Origin of the sequence: Agromyces allii, from assembly GCF_009749385.1 — a bacterium.
In the GTDB taxonomy this organism is placed as follows: domain Bacteria; phylum Actinomycetota; class Actinomycetes; order Actinomycetales; family Microbacteriaceae; genus Agromyces; species Agromyces allii.
In genome coordinates this window covers 228,213-246,733 of the sequence record NZ_WBIN01000012.1, presented here as the reverse complement: position 1 = coordinate 246,733, position 18,521 = coordinate 228,213, and the positions used below count along the sequence as shown (strand labels likewise).

Annotated in this window: 8 protein-coding genes; 4 read left to right on the top strand and 4 right to left on the bottom strand. The window is 70.7% G+C overall.

The window, feature by feature from the left end:
- Positions 1–16: 16 nt before the first annotated feature.
- Positions 17–3,037 (top strand): ATP-binding cassette domain-containing protein, encoded by a 3,021-nt coding sequence (locus GQR16_RS16000; protein ID WP_157416144.1) that lies wholly within the window; start codon positions 17–19, stop codon positions 3,035–3,037.
- Here the strand turns inward: GQR16_RS16000 and GQR16_RS15995 are convergent.
- Positions 2,957–4,027: a TerC family protein gene (locus GQR16_RS15995; RefSeq protein WP_157416143.1), complete on the bottom strand. Its 1,071-nt coding sequence runs from the start codon at positions 4,025–4,027 to the stop codon at positions 2,957–2,959. The genes GQR16_RS16000 and GQR16_RS15995 overlap by 81 nt on opposite strands.
- A gap of 195 nt (positions 4,028–4,222) precedes the next feature.
- Positions 4,223–7,873, bottom strand: a complete 3,651-nt coding sequence (gene metH / locus GQR16_RS15990) for a methionine synthase (RefSeq protein ID WP_157416142.1) — start codon at positions 7,871–7,873, stop codon at positions 4,223–4,225.
- A gap of 50 nt (positions 7,874–7,923) precedes the next feature.
- Here metH and GQR16_RS15985 point away from each other — a divergent pair, with 50 nt between their 5' ends.
- Both GQR16_RS15985 and GQR16_RS15980 read left to right on the top strand, forming a co-directional pair.
- Positions 7,924–8,907: an o-succinylbenzoate synthase gene (locus GQR16_RS15985; protein WP_157416141.1), complete on the top strand. Its 984-nt coding sequence runs from the start codon at positions 7,924–7,926 to the stop codon at positions 8,905–8,907.
- A gap of 109 nt (positions 8,908–9,016) precedes the next feature.
- Positions 9,017–9,673, top strand: coding sequence for a hypothetical protein (locus GQR16_RS15980; RefSeq protein WP_157416140.1), 657 nt, complete (start codon positions 9,017–9,019; stop codon positions 9,671–9,673).
- Between the two features lie 97 nt (positions 9,674–9,770).
- On the opposite strand, the gene pulA is transcribed toward GQR16_RS15980, so the two are convergent.
- On the bottom strand, positions 9,771–15,824 hold the full coding sequence (gene pulA / locus GQR16_RS15975) for a pullulanase-type alpha-1,6-glucosidase (protein WP_157416139.1): 6,054 nt from the start codon (positions 15,822–15,824) through the stop codon (positions 9,771–9,773).
- Between the two features lie 223 nt (positions 15,825–16,047).
- Here pulA and GQR16_RS15970 point away from each other — a divergent pair, with 223 nt between their 5' ends.
- The gene (locus GQR16_RS15970; protein WP_157416138.1) at positions 16,048–18,162 is read left to right on the top strand and encodes a carbohydrate binding domain-containing protein; all 2,115 of its coding nucleotides are present in this window, start codon (positions 16,048–16,050) and stop codon (positions 18,160–18,162) included.
- Between the two features lie 105 nt (positions 18,163–18,267).
- Here the strand turns inward: GQR16_RS15970 and GQR16_RS15965 are convergent, their stop codons facing one another.
- Entirely contained in the window at positions 18,268–18,504 is a 237-nt protein-coding gene (locus GQR16_RS15965) for a hypothetical protein (protein ID WP_157416137.1), read from the bottom strand.
- Between the last annotated feature and the right edge of the window lie 17 nt (positions 18,505–18,521).

Below are 18,521 nucleotides of genomic sequence, written 5' to 3'. Positions count from 1 at the left end.
AGCCCGGCCTGACGCCGTGACCCTGCGGCCCGCCCCCCTGCGCACCGCGGCGCTCATCGCCGCGGGGTTCATCGGGGTCCGGGTCGTCTACCGGGTGCTCTTCCACGGGGCCGACGGCTCGGGCCCGGTCGTGCTGCCGCTGCCCGAGATCCCGCTCCCGCGGCCGTTCTCGCACGTCGTGCTGCTCGGCCCGGCGACCCTCGACGGTCTCGCGGATGCCGCGCTCAGCGCCGTGCCGATCGCGCTCACGATCCTCGCGTTCGGCGTGCTGAACGCCCTGCTCGACGTTCCCCGGCTGCTCGCACGTGGCGCCAGGCGCGGACCGCTGCGCGGCGTCGCGCGCACCCTCGCGGTCGCTTGGGCGGGCCTCCCCGCCCTCGCAGACGCGGTGCGCCGCGTGCGGTTCGCACAACGCCTGCGCGGCGAGCGAGGGGGGCCCCGCCTGCTCGCCCCGGTGCTCGAGCGCACCCTCGAACGGGCCACCGCGGTCGCCGCGGCGCTCGAGCTGCGCGGGCTCGCGGGGCGTCCGGTCACCGGTGTCTGCGAACGCCCCGTCGAGGCGAGGCACCTCGCGATCGTGCACCGCGACGCTGCGCGGGCATCCGTCGTGGTTCCCGCGCTCGACCTGTCGCCCGGTACGCTCACGCTCGTCACAGGTGCGACCGGCAGCGGCAAGTCGACCCTGCTCCGCGCGATCGCCGGCCTGCACACGCACGTCGACGGCGGCGCCGCGAGCGGCGAGCTGACCGTCGTCGGCCACGATCGCTCGCACACCCCGCCACGCGACACCGCCCGCACGGTCGGCGTCGTGCTGCAGCATCCGCGCGAGGGGTTCGCCACCGAACGGGTCGACGACGAGATCGGCCTCGCGCTCGAACTGCGCGGCGTCGACCCGGTCATCGTCAGGGCGCGCGTCGACGAGATCGCGGACCGCCTCGACATCCGCCCCCTGCTCGGCCGCGAACTGCGCGGGCTCTCGGCCGGCGAGGCGACCCTCGTCGCGATCGCGGCCGCCATCGCCGAGCACCCGATCCTGCTCCTCGTCGACGAACCGCTCGCCGACCTCGACGCCGGCTTCCGCACGCGCATCGTCGCGCTGCTCGACGCGCTCGCACACGAGGCCGGCATCTGCGTGGTCGTCGCCGAGCATCGGCAGGCCGAGTTCGCGGCCTCCGCCGACGTGCGCGTGGAGGTCTCGGGCGGGGTCGCGCGCACGGTCGCCGCGGCGACCGTGAGTGCAGGTGCGGGTGCAGGCCCCGGCAGTCGGACGACGGATGTCGCGCGCACGCGTATCGGGTCGGCCGACACCGCCCACGTCGTGCTGCACGCCCGAGACCTGACGGTGATGCACGCCGAGAACCTCGCGGTCGACGGGGCCGGACTCGACCTCTCGGCCGGCGAGATCGTCGCGCTCACCGGACCGAACGGCGCCGGCAAGTCGAGCCTGCTCTCCGCACTCGCCACGACGAGCTCGGGTGCCGTCGCGCTGCGGGAGGCCCCGGCCGGTCGCAGCGGGATCGCCCTCGTGCCCGACGCCTCCGACGACCTGTTCGCCGCCACGACGGTCGCCGCCGAATGCGCGCGAAGCGATCGCACGACGCATCTCCCCCGCGGCACGACGGCCGCACGATTGGCCGCCTTCCTCGGGCTCGCCGTCGACTCGCCCGAGTTCACGGCACGCCAGGCGCGGCATCCGCGCGACCTCTCCGTCGGCGAGCGCCGCTGCCTCGCGATCGCGATCCAGTCGGCGGGGTCGCCCGCCGTGCTCCTGGTCGACGAGCCGACCAGGGGGCTGGACGCCTCGGCCTGCTCGCTCGTGTCCGCCGCGCTCGGCCGGGCCGCCGACGGCGGCACCGCGGTGCTGGTCGCGACGCACGACGCCGACTTCGTCGCCGCCCTCGCGGATCGCGTGCTTCCCATGGCGAACGGATGCCTCGGCGCGGCGATCGTCGTCGAGCAGCCGGTCGCCCTCGAACGGCCGGTCGTCGGCGCCGCGATGGACGGCGTCGGGCTTCGAGTCGCGTCCGGGCCCGCCGATGACCAGGCGCCCGTCGCTCCCTCGCCGCCGACGGCATCCGCCCCGACGCACGAGCCGCAGACCTCGCGACTCGACCCCTCTAGCACCGGCGGACGCCGATCCGAGGCCCCCGCACGCCCGGCACGCGGCATCCGCCCGGGCTTCGTCGCACTGACCGTCGCGAACCTGGTCGCCCTCGCGGCGTTCACCTGGCCGCTCGTCGCCGCCGCCCTGCCCTCGCAGGCGAGCGCCGCCGTGCCCGTCGCGGCCCTCGCACTCGCCCCGCTCGCGGCCGTCGTCGTGCTCGCCGCGCTCGACGGATCGGTCCGCAGCGCGCACACGCTCGCCCTGCTCGGCACGCTCGCCGCGATCGGCGCCGCCGTGCGCATCGTCGGCACGGGAGTCGGCGGCGTCGAGGCCGTGTTCATCCTGCTGATCCTCGCCGGCCGGGCGTTCGGGCCACGATTCGGACTGCTGCTCGGCCTGCTCACGATCGCACTCTCGACGATCGTGACCGGCACGTTCGGGCCGTGGACGCCGTTCCAGATGTTCGCGTGCGCCTGGGTCGGCGCGGGGGCCGGGCTGCTCCCCCGACGGCGGCCCGGGCAGCGGATCGGGCGGATGCCGCGGCGCGCCGAGATCGCCATGCTCGCCGTCTACGGCGTGCTCGCCTCGTACGCCTTCGGGCTCATCATGAACCTCTGGTTCTGGCCCTTCGCGGTGGGCACGGCCACCGGCATCTCGTACGAGGCGGGGGCTCCGCTCGGGCAGAACCTCTCGAGCTTCCTGCTGTACTCGCTCGTGACCTCGTCGCTCACGTGGGACACCCTGCGCGCGGTCACGACGGTCATCGGCCTCACCCTGATCGGCACGGGCGTGCTCGCGGCGTTCCGGCGCGCGAAGCCCGTCGGCTCCGGCGCCGAGACGGCCGCGCGGCGGTCAGCGACGCCCTTCAGCCGAAGAGGTCGGGGACGAAGCGGCGGGCGCGTCGACGACCCCCTCGTCGAGCCCGCCGGCTGACGCGTCCGTCGGCTCGAGCACGGGCGCTCGATCGCCGCGGGTCTTCAGCAGGCTCGCCACGGTCGCGACCGCGATGGTCGCGCCGATGAACAGCAGCGAGAACCAGATCGGGATCTCGGGCGCCCACAGCATCGGCTCGCCGCCGTTGATGAAGGGCAGCTCGTTGACGTGCATGGCGTGCAGCACGAGCTTCACGCCGATGAACGCGAGGATGACGGCGAGCCCCTGTGCGAGGTACACGAGGCGCTCGAGCAGGCCGCCGATGAGGAAGTAGAGCTGACGCAGGCCCATGAGCGCGAACGCGTTGGCGGTGAAGACGAGGTACGCCTCATCGGTCAGGCCGTAGATCGCGGGAATCGAGTCGACCGCGAAGATCAGGTCGACGAATCCGATCGCGATGATCGTGAGCAGCATGGGCGTGACGAAGCGCTTGCCGCCCTTGCGCACGGTGAGCTTGTCCTCGTGGTACTCGTCGGTGACCGGCAGCACCCGGCGCACGAGCCCCATGAATCTGCCGTTCGCGGGGTTGCTCTCATGGCCGCTGAACGCCTGGCGGTACGCGAGCACCAGGAGCAGCGCACCGAAGATGTAGAAGATCCACGAGAAGTTCTGGATCAGCGCCGCGCCGACCGCGATGAAGCCGCCGCGCAGGATCAACGCGATCACGATGCCGATCATCAGCACCTTCTGCTGGTAGATCTTCGGCACCGCGAAGCCGGTCATCACGATGAGGAACACGAAGAGGTTGTCGATCGACAGCGCCTTCTCGGTGAGGTAGCCGGCGAAGTACTCGCCGCCGTAGGTCCACCCCGAGACCGCGCCGACGCCGACGCCGAACAGCAGGGCGAGGCCGATGTAGAACGCCGACCACCGAGCCGACTCGCCGATGGAGGGTTCGTGGGGCTTCCGCACGTGCGCGAAGAACTCGTAGACGAAGAAGGCGATCGTGACGGCGATCGTGATGATCCACACGAGGGGTGTGACGTTCAAACGGGGCTCCAGACCTCGGCGTCGCTGATGGACGTCAAGGTCTCTTCCATCCTCGTGGACGAGGACCGGTGGCCCGGGATGCGCCGTGCATCCGTAATGACGAGCCGACCGTGTCGGAGTACTCCCCTTGGACTTGGCAGCCTACGGGTGCGGGCGGCCGGCTTCCTGAGAAGATGCCGGGCGCCGCGGCATCCGTCAGACCGAGAAGTACTTCGCCTCGGGGTGGTGGAACACGAACGCGTCGGTCGACTGCTCGGGGTGCAGCTGCAGCTCCTCGCTGAGCTCGACGCCCATGCGCTCGGGCTTCAGCAGCTCGACGACCTTGCGGCGGTCCTCCATGTCGGGGCACGCGGGATACCCGAGCGAGAAGCGGGCCCCGCGGTACTCGAGCTTGAACAGGCCTGCGGTGTCGGTCGGGTCTTCGGCCGAGAACCCGAGCTCCGATCTGATGCGCGCGTGCCAGTACTCGGCGAGCGACTCGGTGAGCTGCATCACGAGGCCGTTGAGCTCGTAGTAGTCGCGGTAGCGGTTCTCGGCGAAGAGCTTCGCGGTGACCTGGTCGATGTGCGCGCCGGCGGTCACGAGCTGCACGGGCAGCACGTCGACCTGGCCGGACTCCTTCGCGCGCACGAAGTCCGCGAGGTTCAGGTGGCGGTCGCGACGCTGGCGCGGGAAGTGGAATCGCAGGCGCTGCTCGCCGAGCGAACCCCCTGACCCGCCGTCGGGTGCGAGCAGCCCCGGCCGGCCGAGCAGACCCGTCGGGTCGTCGCCGTGGTGCAGCACGACGAGGTCGTCGCCCTCGCTCACGACCGGGAAGTACCCGTAGGCGACCGAGGCGTCGAGCATGCCCTCGCCGAGGATCCGGTCGAGCCAGTACCGCAGGCGCGGGCGCCCCTCGGTCTCGACGAGCTGCTCGTAGCTCAGGCCGTCTTCGCCTCGGCCGGGCTTGAGCCCCCACTGCCCCATGAACGTGGCCCGCTCGTCGAGGAACGCGGCGTAGTCGGCGAGCGCGATGCCCCGCACGATGCGCGTGCCCCAGAACGGCGGGGTCGGGATCGGATTGTCGGATGCCACGTCGGACCGCCCGGGCATCGCCTCGGGTTCGGTCAGCGTGAGCTTCGAACCCGCAGCGTGGATGCGCTTCTTCAGCGCCGGCAGCCCGACCTCGGCGGGGTCGGCGCCGCGCGCGACCTTCACGAGCGGCTCCATGAGCGTGAGCCCCTCGAACGCGTCGCGGGCGTAGCGCACCTCGCCGTCGAACAGCGAGGCCAGGTCGTCTTCGACGTAGGCGCGCGTGAGCGCGGCGCCGCCGAGGATCACAGGCCACTTCTTCGCAAGGCCGCGCGCCTGCAGCTCCTGGAGGTTCTCCTTCATCACGACGGTCGACTTCACGAGCAGGCCCGACATGCCGATCACGTCGGCGTCGTGCTCCTCGGCGGCCGCGATGATGTCGGCGATCGGCTGCTTGATGCCGAGGTTGATGACCTTGTAGCCGTTGTTCGTCAGGATGATGTCGACGAGGTTCTTGCCGATGTCGTGCACGTCGCCGCGCACGGTGGCGATGACCATGGTGCCCTTGCCCGAGGCCTCGGTCTTCTCCATGTGCGGTTCGAGCAGCGCGACGGCGGCCTTCATCGTCTCGGCCGACTGCAGCACGAACGGCAGCTGCATCTCGCCCGAGCCGAACCGCTCGCCGACGATCTTCATGCCCTCGAGCAGGTGGTCGTTGATGATCTGGAGGGCCGTGAGCCCGCCCGCGCGTGCGAGGTCGAGGTCGTCTTCGAGCCCCTTCGACGCGCCGTCGATGATGCGGCGCTCGAGGCGCTCGCCCACGGGCAGTGCGGCGAGCTCGGCCGCGCGCTGGTCACGGAGGGCCGCCGTGTCGACGCCCGCGAAGAGGTCGAGCATGACCGCGAGCGGGTCGTAGGTCGTCGCGCCGTCGGCGTCGTACTCGCGGCGGTCCCAGACGAGGTCGAGCGCGACCTTGCGCTGCTCCTCCGAGAGCGAGGCGAGCGGCACGATCTTCGCGGCGTCGATGATGCCCGAGTCGAGTCCGGCCTCGACGGCCTCGTGCAGGAACACCGAGTTCAGCACACTGCGTGCGGCGGGGTTGAGGCCGAACGACACGTTCGAGACGCCGAGCGTGGTGTGGATGCCGGGGTACTTCGCGTTCAGGCGACGGATCGCCTCGATCGTCTCGATCGCGTCGCGTCGGGTCTCCTCCTGACCGGTCGCGATCGGGAACGTCAGGCAGTCGACGATGAGGTCCTCGACGCGCATGCCCCAGTCGTCGACGAGCGCATCGACGAGGCGCGAGGCGATGCGCATCTTGTCGTCCGCGGTGCGGGCCTGGCCCTGCTCGTCGATCGTGAGCGCGATCACGGCCGTGCCGTGCTCCTTCACGAGCGGCATGATGCGCCCGAAGCGGCTGGTCGGGGCATCCCCGTCTTCGTAGTTCACGGAGTTGACGACCGGGCGCCCGCCGATGAGCTCGAGTCCGGCGGCGATGACGGCCGGCTCGGTCGAGTCGATCACGAGCGGCAGCGTCGAGGCGCTCGCGAAGCGCGACACGACCTCGCGGATGTCGTCGACGCCGTCGCGGCCGACGTAGTCGACGCACACGTCGAGCAGGTGCGCGCCCACCCGGATCTGGTTGCGCGCGATCTCGACGCACTCGTCCCATTCGCCGGCGAGCATCGCCTCGCGGAACGCCTTCGATCCGTTCGCGTTCGTGCGCTCGCCGATCGCGAGGTACGACGCGTCCTGGTGGAACGGCACGTGCTGGTAGAGGCTCGCGACGCCGGCCTCGGGCTTCGGGTCGCGCGCGGCATCGGGTCCGGCCCCGTCGATGCCGGCGCGCAGCGGGCGCAGCCGCTCGACGACGGCGAGCATGTGCTCGGGCGTCGTGCCGCAGCATCCGCCGATCAGGCCGAGGCCGAACTCGCGCACGAACTGCTCGTGCGCGGTCGCGAGCTCGGCCGGTTCGAGCGGGTAGTGCGCGCCGTTCGCGCCGAGCACGGGCAGGCCCGCGTTCGGCATGCAGGCCACGGGCACGCGCGAGTGCTTCGAGAGGTGCCGCAGGTGCTCGCTCATCTCGGCGGGGCCGGTCGCGCAGTTCAGGCCGATCGCGTCGACGCCGAGCGGTTCGAGCGCCGTCAGCGCGGCGCCGATCTCGCTGCCCATGAGCATGGTGCCGGTGGTCTCGACGGTCACCTCGACGAAGATCGGCAGGCGGATGCCGCGGCTCACGATGGCCTGCTTGCAGCCGTTGACGGCGGCCTTGGTCTGCAGCAGGTCCTGCGAGGTCTCGATGAGGAACGCGTCGGCGCCGCCGTCGATGAGACCCTCGGCCTGCAGCGCGAACGTCTGCTTGAGGTGGTCGTAGGTGGTGTGCCCGAGGCTCGGCAGCTTCGTGCCGGGGCCCATCGAGCCGAGCACCCAGCGGACGCGCCCGTCGGCGGCCTCAGCGGCCTCGACCCGCTCGCGCGCGATGCGGGCGCCCGCCTCGGCGAGCTCGTGGATGCGGTCGTCGATGTCGTAGTCCGACAGGTTCGACCAGTTCGCGCCGAACGTGTTCGTCTCGATCGCGTCGATGCCGACGGAGAGGTACTCGTCGTGGATGGCCGCGATCATGTCGGGGCGGCTGACGTTGAGGATCTCGTTGCAGCCCTCGAGCTGCTGGTAGTCGTCGAGCGTGGGCTCGTGGCGCTGCAGCATGGTGCCCATGGCCCCGTCGGCGATGACCACGTTCGCCCGCACCGCGTCGAGCAGCGCCTGCGAACGCGACGGGCGCGCGACGCCGTCGATGTCGAGCGGGAAGCGGGGTTCGATCAACGTGCCGGTCACTCGCGCGAGTCTAATGAGCGGCGCTCGCAGCCGCTTGCGATGATGTGTTCATGACACTGCCTGAGCTCGACGACCTGCTCTCCACCGCCCGAGTCGTCGCGCTGCCCCTCGTCACGCGGTTCCGCGGCATCGACGTGCGCGAGGCGCTGCTGCTCGAGGGGCCGCACGGGTGGACGGAGTTCAGCCCCTTCGTCGAGTACGACGACCACGAGGCATCCGTCTGGCTCGAGGGCGCGATCGACTACGGCTGGAACGAGACCCCGGCCGCCCTGCGCGACCGCATCGCCGTGAACGCGACCGTGCCGGGGGTCGACCCCGACAGCGTGGCCGCCGTGCTCGCCCGCTTCCCGGGCTGCCGCACCGCGAAGGTGAAGGTCGCGGCGAGTGATCAGACCCTCGCTCAGGATGTCGCGAGGGTGCGCGCCGTGCGCGAGGTGCTCGGCCCCGAGGGCCGCATCCGCGTCGACGCGAACGCCGGGTGGAACGTCGACGAGGCCGAGCACGCGATCCACGCCCTCGCGGAGTTCGACCTCGAGTACGTCGAGCAGCCGTGCCCGACCATCGACGACCTCGTCGAGATCCGCCTGCGCACGAAGTACATGGGCATCCCGATCGCGGCCGACGAGAGCGTGCGCAAGGCCGACGATCCGCTCGCGGTCGCCGAGGCGGGCGCGGCCGACCTCCTCGTGATCAAGGCGCAGCCGCTCGGCGGCATCCGCCGGGCGCTCCGCATCGTCGAGGCTGCCGGCCTGCCCGTGGTCGTCTCGAGTGCGCTCGACACGAGCGTGGGGCTCGCGATGGGCGCCGCGCTCGCGGCATCCGTCGCCGACCTCGACTACGACTGCGGGCTCGGCACGGCCTCGCTGCTGGCAGCGGATGTCACGGGCTCGCCGCTCGTGCCCGTCGACGGCGCGATCGAGGTGCGCCGGGTCGTGCCCGACGCCGGGCTGCTCGACCGGTACGCGGCCTCGCCCGAGCGCACGGACTGGTGGCTCGAACGCCTCGGCCGCTGCCACTCGGTGCTCGCGGGCTGATCGCGGTCGCTCGTCGTTCGGCCCTCGTCCGCGCATGCGCGGGTGAGAGAATGCACGCACTCGCCCGTCGATGCGCGAGCCACGGAGTTTCCCCCTACAGGAGGCAGTGATGCAGGTCCCCCCTCAGTTCGCCCGCACCGCGGTGACCGGCACGATCGTCGCACTCGCGGCGCTGACGCTCGCGGGGTGCAGCGCCGCCGCCGACGATGCCAAGACCGCGGCGTCAGCGAAGCCGAAGGCCTCTGCGAGCGCCGAGGCGACCGAGGCCGCCGGCGACGGCGACGGCGCCGAAGCGGATGCCGCGGCCGCCGCCCCGGGCGACTGCCTCGTGGGCGGCTGGGTGCTGGCCGACGACCAGATGCAGGCGTTCTACGACCAGGTGAACGCCGACCTGACGGAGTACGGCATCGTGTACGACCCGACCGGGAGCGCCGGGCTGGCGTTCGAGGCCGACGGCACCTACGCGTACTCGCCGAACCTCACGCTCGCGGTCGACATCGCCGGGCTGCCCGCCGAGGCCACGATGTCGGGAACGCTCGCCGGGCAGTACACCGCGAACGACACGACCGTCACGACCGACCACGACACCAACGGACTGACCATGGATGTCACGGTCGACGGCGTCGCGATGGACGGCACGGCCGTGACCGAGCAGATCCTGGCCTCCCCGATCGCATCGGCGGCCTACGACTGCTCGGGCACGACGCCCGTGGTGCACTTCTCGACCGGACCGAGCACGGTGCCGCTCACCCTCACGCGAGGCTGAGCCTCGCCGGTCGAGTAGGCGCGCCGGCGCCGTATCGAGACCCTTCGGGGCGGGGTCTCGATACGGCCGCAGGCGACCTACTCGACCGACGAACTCGTCAGGAGACGAGGATCGGGATCGGCAGCGAGGTCGAGTCCTTGAACCCGTCTCCGCCGTCGAACGAGGTGCGGATCAGGTGCAGGCCCTTGCCGAGCTTCGGCAGGTCGATCTGGAACCGCCCCTTGTCGCCCGCCTTGAGGGCAACCGTCGCGATGACCTTGCCGCCGTCGAGCACGGTGACCGTGCCGACCGGGCGCGCTCCGTCGACCGCGAAGGTCTGGCCGACGACCTTGACCGCGGCTCCGGCCTTCACGAGCAGCTTGTTCGGCGCCGCGATCGTGACCGTCGCCACGGCGGGCGGCGGCTGCTCGTCGACCAGCACCGCGACCGAACGTGCCGGGATGGTGACCGAGCCCGTCGCGGCATCCCACTTGGTCGTCTTCACGACCGCATCGGAACCGGACGCCTGCGCCTTCGCGAGGGCGAATCCGCGACCCTGCAGGCCGTCGACCTGCTCGGTGATCGCCTCGGGCGAGGCGTTGAACACCACGAGGGCGCCGTCGAGCTTCGGATCGACGTCGGCGCCGACCAGGTCGTCGACGAGCATCGTGATGAGGCCGGGCGTGGCATCCGTTCCGCTGCCGGGGAAGGAGACCTTCTCGTCGATCAGCGCAGCCGAGCCGAGCTGGAGCAGGTCGACCGACGAGCGCACCCGCAGCAGGTCGAGGGCGGACGCCTCGGCCTTCGCGATGTCGGCCGCAGCCGGCTTCAGCGCCGCGTTCTCGAGCAGCGGCGTCATGATCGGCCACTTGTCGCCGTTGTCGGCCTCGTTCGGCAGGCCCGAGCCGAAGGTCGACTCCTGGCCGGTCCAGTCGATGCGGTTGAACCAGTCGCCCGAGTTGTAGCTGTTGCGGTCGAGCGACTTCGAGCGCAGCAGCTCGGTGCCGGCGTGCCAGAACGAGGGCGACTGCGACAGGGTGACGGTCGCGAGCGACAGCGTGTTCATGCGCACGCGGTCGGCCATCGACGTGTCGGTCGGCAGCTTGAACACCGAGAGGTCGTAGAGCGTCTCGTTGTCGTGGGCGTCGACGTAGTTGATCACCTCGTCGGGCTGGTCGGCGTAGCCGGCGGGCGAGCCCCGGTAGTCGAGCTCGTCGCCGCGCACGGTGTCGCCCGCGGCATCCGTCAGCTCGTAGCCGCGGAGGTTGCCGGCGAGGCCGAGCTTCACGAGATCGGTCTGGTGACCGAGGTCGGCCAGCTGGTCGGCCTGCGACGGGGTGCCGGGCTGACCGTTCGGGTCGGTGCCGAGGCCCGTCCCGAAGCCCTGCTGGAACGTCGAGGTGCCGTCGACCGGGCTCCCGCCGTGCACGGCGTCGCGCAGCCGGTCGTTGAACGTGCCGATGCCCGTGCCGCCGAGTTGGCCCTGCGTGGCCTGCTCGAAGAGCGCGTTGTTCGCGACCTCGCCGAAGTTCCAGCCCTCGCCGTACAGGTAGACCTTCGACCCGTCGACGCCGTCCTTCTTCAGCGTGAGCTCGTCGAGCGCTGCGCGGATCGCGAGCATGTTCGCCTTCGAGTGGTGGCCCATCAGGTCGAAGCGGAAGCCGTCGACCTTGTACTCCCTGGCCCACAGCACGACCGAGTCGACCATGAGCTTCTCGGCGACCTCGTGCTCGGTGGCGACGTTCTGGCAGCAGGTCGAGGTCTCGACCGCGCCGACCGCGTTCAGGCGCTGGTAGTAGCCGGGCACGATGCGGTCGAGCACCGACTTCTCGCCCTGGCCGGCCTCGGCGGTGTGGTTGAACACCTCGTCGAGCACGACCTGGAGGCCCATGCCGTGCAGGGCCCCGACCATCTCGCGGAACTCCTCGACCCGGGCGCCGCCGTCGGCGTCGACCGAGTAGGAGCCTTCGGGCGCCTGGAAGTGGAACGGGTCGTAGCCCCAGTTGAAGCCGTCGAGGTCGCGGATCGCGTCGATGCACGCCTGCTGCTCGGCCGACGCCGGTCCGTACGACGCGAGGTCGCAGTCGGGCGTCGCCTGGGCTGCCCGCTCCTCCTCGATCGTGGCGATGTCGAAGGTCGGCAGCAGGTGCACGGTGTTGATGCCCGCGCCCGCCAACTGCTTCAGCTGGGCCGTGCCCGCGGAGTCGCGGGTGAAGGCGCGGTAGGTGCCGCGCTCCTCGGCCGGAACGGTCTCGTCGGTGATCGAGAAGTCCCGCACGTGCAGCTCGTAGATCGCACGGTCGACCGCGCGCTCGACGACCGGCGCCTTCGCCTTCGTCCACTGCTTGGGTGCGAGCTTCGCGTCGTCGAGGTCGACGACGACCGTGCGCGCCGAGTTCGTCGTGAGCGCGACCGAGTAGGGGTCGGTCACCGAGTTCGTCTCGTACGCGCCCGTCGTGGGTGCGAAGACGTCGACCGACCAGCGGTACTCGTCGCCCTTGCGCAGGCCCTCGACGGTCCAGGTGCCGTCGGCGGCGTTCCACTCGGCATCGAGGCGCTGGGGGTCGCCGGTGGCGCCGGCATCCCACCGCTCGAGCGAGACCTCGCGTGCCGTCGGGGCCCAGAGCGTCGCCTCGGCCTTCTTGCCGTGCCAGCCGAGACCGAGCGCAGCGGATGCCACGGCGTCGGCGTAGAGGTCGTCGAGCACGCCGGGCAGCTGCACGCCCGTGAAGGCGGTCAGCTCGTCGCCGGTCGTCTGCGCGACGGCCAGCTGGCGGGTGATGAGCTGCTGCACGTCGGCGCGGTCGAGGCCGACCGGGTGCAGGGCGATGAAGCCCTCGAGCGCCGGGAACTTCGCCAGCTGCGCGTCGGTGAGGCCCGCTGTGTCGCGCTCGAGCTCGATCGGCTCGCCGCCGCCCATGATCTCGCCGTCGGCGACCGCGAGGGTCGCATCGTCGGAGTGCTCGAGCGTCCAGACGGTGTCGTCGGCGTCGGCCGCGCCGAGCAGTTCGGCGGGCCAGGCGAGGGTGTCCTCGCTCACCCAGTGGGCGCGTGTCTGGCCGGTTCCCGCGAGCGGCGGGTCGCTCACGAGGATCTCGAGCACGTGCGTCGCGAGCGTGTAGCGGAACTCGACGAGCTTGCCGCCGGTCGCCGTGAACGAGTAGTTGCCGCCGCCGGGTGCACCGCCGACGCCGTAGTTCTCGTCCCAGCTCCGGTTGTGCGCGACCTTGGTCTCGTATGCCCCATCGGGAATGCGGCTCGTCGAGAAGGTGTAGACACCATCCTTGTCGCCGTCCTGCATGAGCGAGGCGAGGCACTCGGGCTGCCAGTCGCCGGCGCAGCCGACCTCGGACTGGAAGCTGCCGGGCAGCGTCACCACGGGGCCCTCGGCGGTCGACGAGACCACGTGCGTCTCGGGGTTCCAGAAGAAGGTCACCGGCTTCGTGCCGTCGGTCGTGTAGGCGATGTTGCCGCCGTTCGGCTCGCCGTTGGCGCCGTAGTTGACGTCCCAACTGCCGTTGAGGGCGACCTTGTACTCGTACGAGCCCGCCGGAATCGTGAACGTGCCCTCGTAGGTGCCGTCGGCGCGCTTCGTGAGCTTCGCGACCTCGCAGCCGGGAGCCCAGTCGCCTGCGCAGCCCATCTCGGAGTTGTGGCTGCCAGGTACCGTCACGAGGTCGATCGGCTGCTCGGGCTCCTCCTCCTCGGCGAGGTTCACGGCGTCGCCCACGCTCGCGTAGGTGCTGGCCGCGGCGCGGTGGCCTGCGGCATCCGTCGAGACCGCGCGGTACTCGATGAGCGTGCCGTTCGCGAGGCCCGCCGTGTCGTGGAAGACCCGGGGGCTCGTGTCCTCGGCCGTGCCGAGCAGGTGCCAGGCATCGACGCCCGTGGCGCCGGCGACGCGCCACGCGAAGCTCGTCTCCTGCCACGTGCTGTCGTCGACATCCGCGACGACCGGAGTGATGCCCGTGACGCCAGCACCGGCGGCCGGAGTGGTGACGCCGATGGCCGGTGCCGCGTCGGGCGCGCTGACCGTTCGGTCGGCCTTCAGCACCACGGCGCCGAGTGCCGGCACGGTGACGGATGCGACGCCGTCGGCATCGGCCGTGACCGCCGAACCGCCGCCGTAGAGCGCCTCGAACGAGCCGCCCTTGGTGAGCGTCGGCACCTCGACGGTGCGAGCCTCGTTCGCGTTGTTCGCGGCGACGAGGTACTCGACCTTCTCGGTGCGGTCGACGCGGCTGAACGCGTAGACGCCCGCGCCGCTGTCGACGTAGCGCTCGATCTGGGCGCCCGTGGCGAGCGCGGGGTGCGACTGGCGCAGCGCCGAGAGCGCGGAGATGTGCTCGTAGAGCGGGGCATCCGTGTCGTAGCGGTCGACGCTGCCCGCGTTCTCGCCCGTGACCAGCGGCTGGTTCTGGTACTCGGCGACCTGGCTCGCGAAGAGCGTCTGACGCGCGCTCTGGTCGCCGCCGATGCCGGCGAAGCCCTGCTCGTCGCCGTAGTAGACGACGGGCTGGCCGCGCGTGAGGAACAGCAGGTCGTGCGCGAGCTCGTCGCGCTCGAGCGGGGCGTCGGTCGACTGCAGGAACGAGCCGACCCGGCCCATGTCGTGGTTGCCGAGGAAGGTCGGCAGGGCCGTCGCCGACGAGTCGGCGGTCGTGTAGTAGTCGTCGCCCGCGAACAGGGACTGCAGGTTCTTCGCCGAGTTGCCCGCCGCGAAGCTCACGGCTTGCGACTGGAACGTGAAGTCGAGCACCGAGTTCATGTCGGTCTTGCGCACGTACGGGGAGAGCTTCTGCGGGTCGGCGTCGTAGACCTCGCCGAACATGAAGAATTCGGGCTTGCCGTGCTCGTGCGCGTAGTCGAGCACCTGCGTCGACCACTGCTGCCAGAACTCGAAGTTCACGTGCTTGGCCGTGTCGATGCGGAACCCGTCGATGCCGAGGTCGATCCACTGGTCGTAGACGTCGACGAAGCCGTTCACGACGGTCGGGTGCTCGGTCATGAGGTCGTCGAGGCCAACGAAGTCGCCGTAGGTGACCGACTCGCCCTCCCACGTCGAGTCGCCACGGTTGTGGTACAGCGTGGGGTCGTTGAGCCAGGCCGGAACCTTGAGGTCGGCGTCTTCGGGTCGCACGACCGGCGTGCGCGGGAAGCTCGTCGCCGCGTCGAGCGTCGGGAACGGCGTGCTGCCGTCGGCGTAGTCGGCGAGGTCGATCTCGTTGCCGTCGGCGTCGGTGTACGGGCTCGTCGCCTGGTCGATGTACGAGTACTGCTTCTCCTCGTAGTCGATGACGTCGGCCGTGTGGTTCGTGATGATGTCGAAGTAGACCTTGATGCCCTTGTCGTGGGCCTCGGCGATGAGCGCCTCGAGCTCGGCGTTCGTGCCGAGGTGGGGGTCGATCTGGGTGAAGTCGGTCACCCAGTACCCGTGGTACCCGGCGCTCGCATTCGCGCCTTCGCCCTGCACCGGGCGATTCTTGAAGCTCGGGGTGAGCCAGATCGCCGTCGTGCCGAGGCCGTCGATGTAGTCGAGCCGGTCGCGCAGGCCCTGCAGGTCGCCGCCGTTGTAGAAGGCGCGGTGCGTCGGGTCGAACCCGGTCGTGAGCCGGTCGCCCGTGAGTCCGCCCTCGTCGTTCGAGGTGTCGCCGTTCGCGAACCGGTCGGTCATCACGAAGTAGAACGTCTCGTCGCTGCCGGGCTGGCGCACCGGGTCGGCGACGAGCGCCGCGTCATCCGCATCGCTGTACCCGGCGCGGAGGCTGACGAGCTCGAGCCCGACCTTCTTCTGGTTGTCGTCGAAGACGAAGCGGATCGTGCTCGGGCCCGCGACCGTGACCTTCAGGTTGTCGCCGCCCGGGGCGCTGCCCTTGCCGTACGCCTCGTCCCAGGAGTCGTTCACGGCGACCTTGTACTGCCACTCGCCCGCCGGCACCTCGAACTCCGACGCGAAGACACCGGGGGTGGCGGTCGCGAGGAGCTCGGACTCGGCGCAGTCGGGCGCCCAGTCGGCGGCGCACCCCACCTCGGACTGGAGGTCGCCGACGAGCGCGAACGTGCGCTCCTCGGCGGAGGCCGCGAGGCCCGGTAGGAGGGTGAGCACCGACGCCGCGACGACGCCCGTCACCCCCATGGCGATCCAGCTGCGCGCGCGTCCGCGTTGCGTCATCGTCGACTCCTGCTGTTCGGGCACGGCGACGTGCCTGGGGACATGTGCGGCGAACCTATCAGCGCGGTGATGGTTAATGCAAGCGCTTGCAATTCTTGCGTCAATCCCCCTATCTTGAGGGTCACGCGCCGTTCGCCGGCGTAGCTGCCGCATCGGCGCGGCAGTTCGCGGACCACGGGGTTCCCGGCTTGTGATCTGCGTGAGGACACGAGGAAGAGTTCCCATGTCAGCCACCATTCATCAGCGGGATGCAGTGCCCGCATCGCACCGCAAACGCTTGCGATATCTTGCGAGCGCAGCACTCATCGCCCTCATCGGCACCCTCATCTCGGCCACCGCGTTCGCCGCACCGGCGAACGCGGCGGCCCCCGGCCCGAAGGACACGACCGCCGTGCTCTTCTCGTGGACGTGGAACGCCATCGCCCGCGAGTGCACCGACAATCTCGGACCGGCCGGATACGGCTACGTGCAGACCTCGCCCCCGCAGGAGCATGTGCAGGGCGCAGAGTGGTGGACCTACTACCAGCCCGTGAGCTACAAGATCGAGTCGCGTCTCGGCACTCGAGCCGAGTTCAAGGCCATGGTCGACACCTGCCACGCCGCAGGCGTGAAGGTCATCGCCGACGCCGTCATCAACCACATGTCGGGCAAGAGCGGCGGCGGTACCGGCTGGGCGGGCTCGTCGTTCCAGCACTACGACTACCCGGGCATCTACCAGTCGCAGGACTTCCACTCCTGCCGACGCGACATCTCGAACTACCAGAACCGCACCGAGGTGCAGGAGTGCAACCTCGTGAACCTCTCCGACCTCAACACGTCGTCGTCGTACGTGCAGGGCAAGATCGCCGGATACCTCAACGACCTCGTCTCGCTCGGCGTCGACGGGTTCCGCATCGACGCCGTGAAGCACATCGCTGCGAGCGACATGCAGGGCATCATGTCGAAGGTCAACGACCGGGCTCGTCTCTACGTCGTGCAGGAGGTGATCCGGGCCAACGAGCCGATCCAGCCCGAGGAGTACACCTCCTACGGCGACATCCACGAGTTCGCCTTCGCGCGCAAGCTCAAGGAGGCCTTCGGCGGCGGCACGATCAACTGGCTCGTCACGGGCAGCGGCATCGGACCCTCGTGGTCGGGCTTCCTGCCGCAGGCGAACGCGGCCGTGTTCGTCGACAACCACGACACCGAACGCAACGGCGAGACCCTGAGCTACAAGGACGGCGCGACCTACGACCTCGCGCAGATCTTCACGCTCGCCTGGAACTACGGTTCGCCGTCGATCCACTCCGGCTACCAGTTCTCCGACAAGGAGGCGGGCCCTGCTCTCGCCGGCAACGGAAAGGTCGTCGACCCCGTCTGCGGGCAGAACGGCTGGACCTGCAAGCACGCCCAGACGAACATCGAGAACATGGTCGGCTTCCGCAACGCCACCTCCGGCACCGCGATCACGAACACGTGGACCAACGGCTCGTCGGCCATCGCGTTCGGCCGCGGCGACAAGGGCTTCGTCGCGATCAACCGGGGCGGTTCGCTCACGCGCACCTTCCAGACCTCGCTGCCGGCGGGCGCGTACTGCAATGTGATCGTCGGCCTGCCGACCTCGAGCGGATGCTCCGCCGGTGGCGTCGTGACCGTGAATGCCGCGGGACAGTTCACGAGCGCCGTCGACGCCAACCAGGCCGTCGCGCTCCACGTCGGAGCGAAGGCCGGCCAGGGCGGCACCGACCCGGGCACCGACCCCGGCACGAACCCGGGCGCCGGAGACCTCACGGTCTACTACTCGACCTCGAAGGGGTGGAGCGCCTACAACGTCCACTACCGCGTGGGGTCGGGCGCCTGGACCACAGCGCCCGGCGTCGGCATGGCCGCGGCCTGCACGGGCTGGGTGTCTAAGACGATCACCGGAGGAGCGTCGGGCATCACCGCGGCCTTCAACAACGGCTCGGGCACGTGGGACAACAACGGCTCGAAGGACTACGCGCTGTCCGGCGCGGTCGCGACCGTGAACGGCGGGGTCGTCGGCTCGACGAACCCGTGCGGCACGACGCAGCCGACCACGACGGCGACCGTGTACTACGCGACCGGGTGGGCGACCGCGAACATCCACTACCGCGTCGGCTCGGGCTCCTGGACCGCGGTGCCCGGCGTCGCCATGACCGCGGCCTGCACGGGGTGGAAGGTCAAGACGATCGAGCTCGGCGGATCGGCCGGCCTCACCGCGGCCTTCAACAACGGCTCGGGCTCATGGGACAACAACGGCGGCAGCGACTACGCGATCGGATCCGGGCCGGTGAAGGTGTCGAACGGCACCGTCACCCCGGGCAACCCGTGTAGCTGAGAGACCTCGCGACTGCCGAGACCTTCGGCGTCGCGAGCCGGGAAGGGGGCGTCGTCGGATCTCCGGCGTCGCCCTCTTCCGCCGCATGGCCGAACGCGTGTCCGGTCAGATGAGACGGCCGACGGCGACCGAACCGAACCGCTCCTCGCGCAGCCGCTCGGCGACCTCGCGCCGCTCGTGCAGCTCGGCGAGCTCCTCGCGGCTCGGGATCGCGCGCCGGCGGGTCTTCTCGGCCCACGCGAGCAGGGCCAGCCCGGCTCGCCGCGACATCCGGCGGGCGAAGGTCTGCGGTGCGATCGTGCGAACGGGTGCCTGGCCGGTGCTGACGACTGCGGTGTTCATGGTGTCCTCGGTTTCCT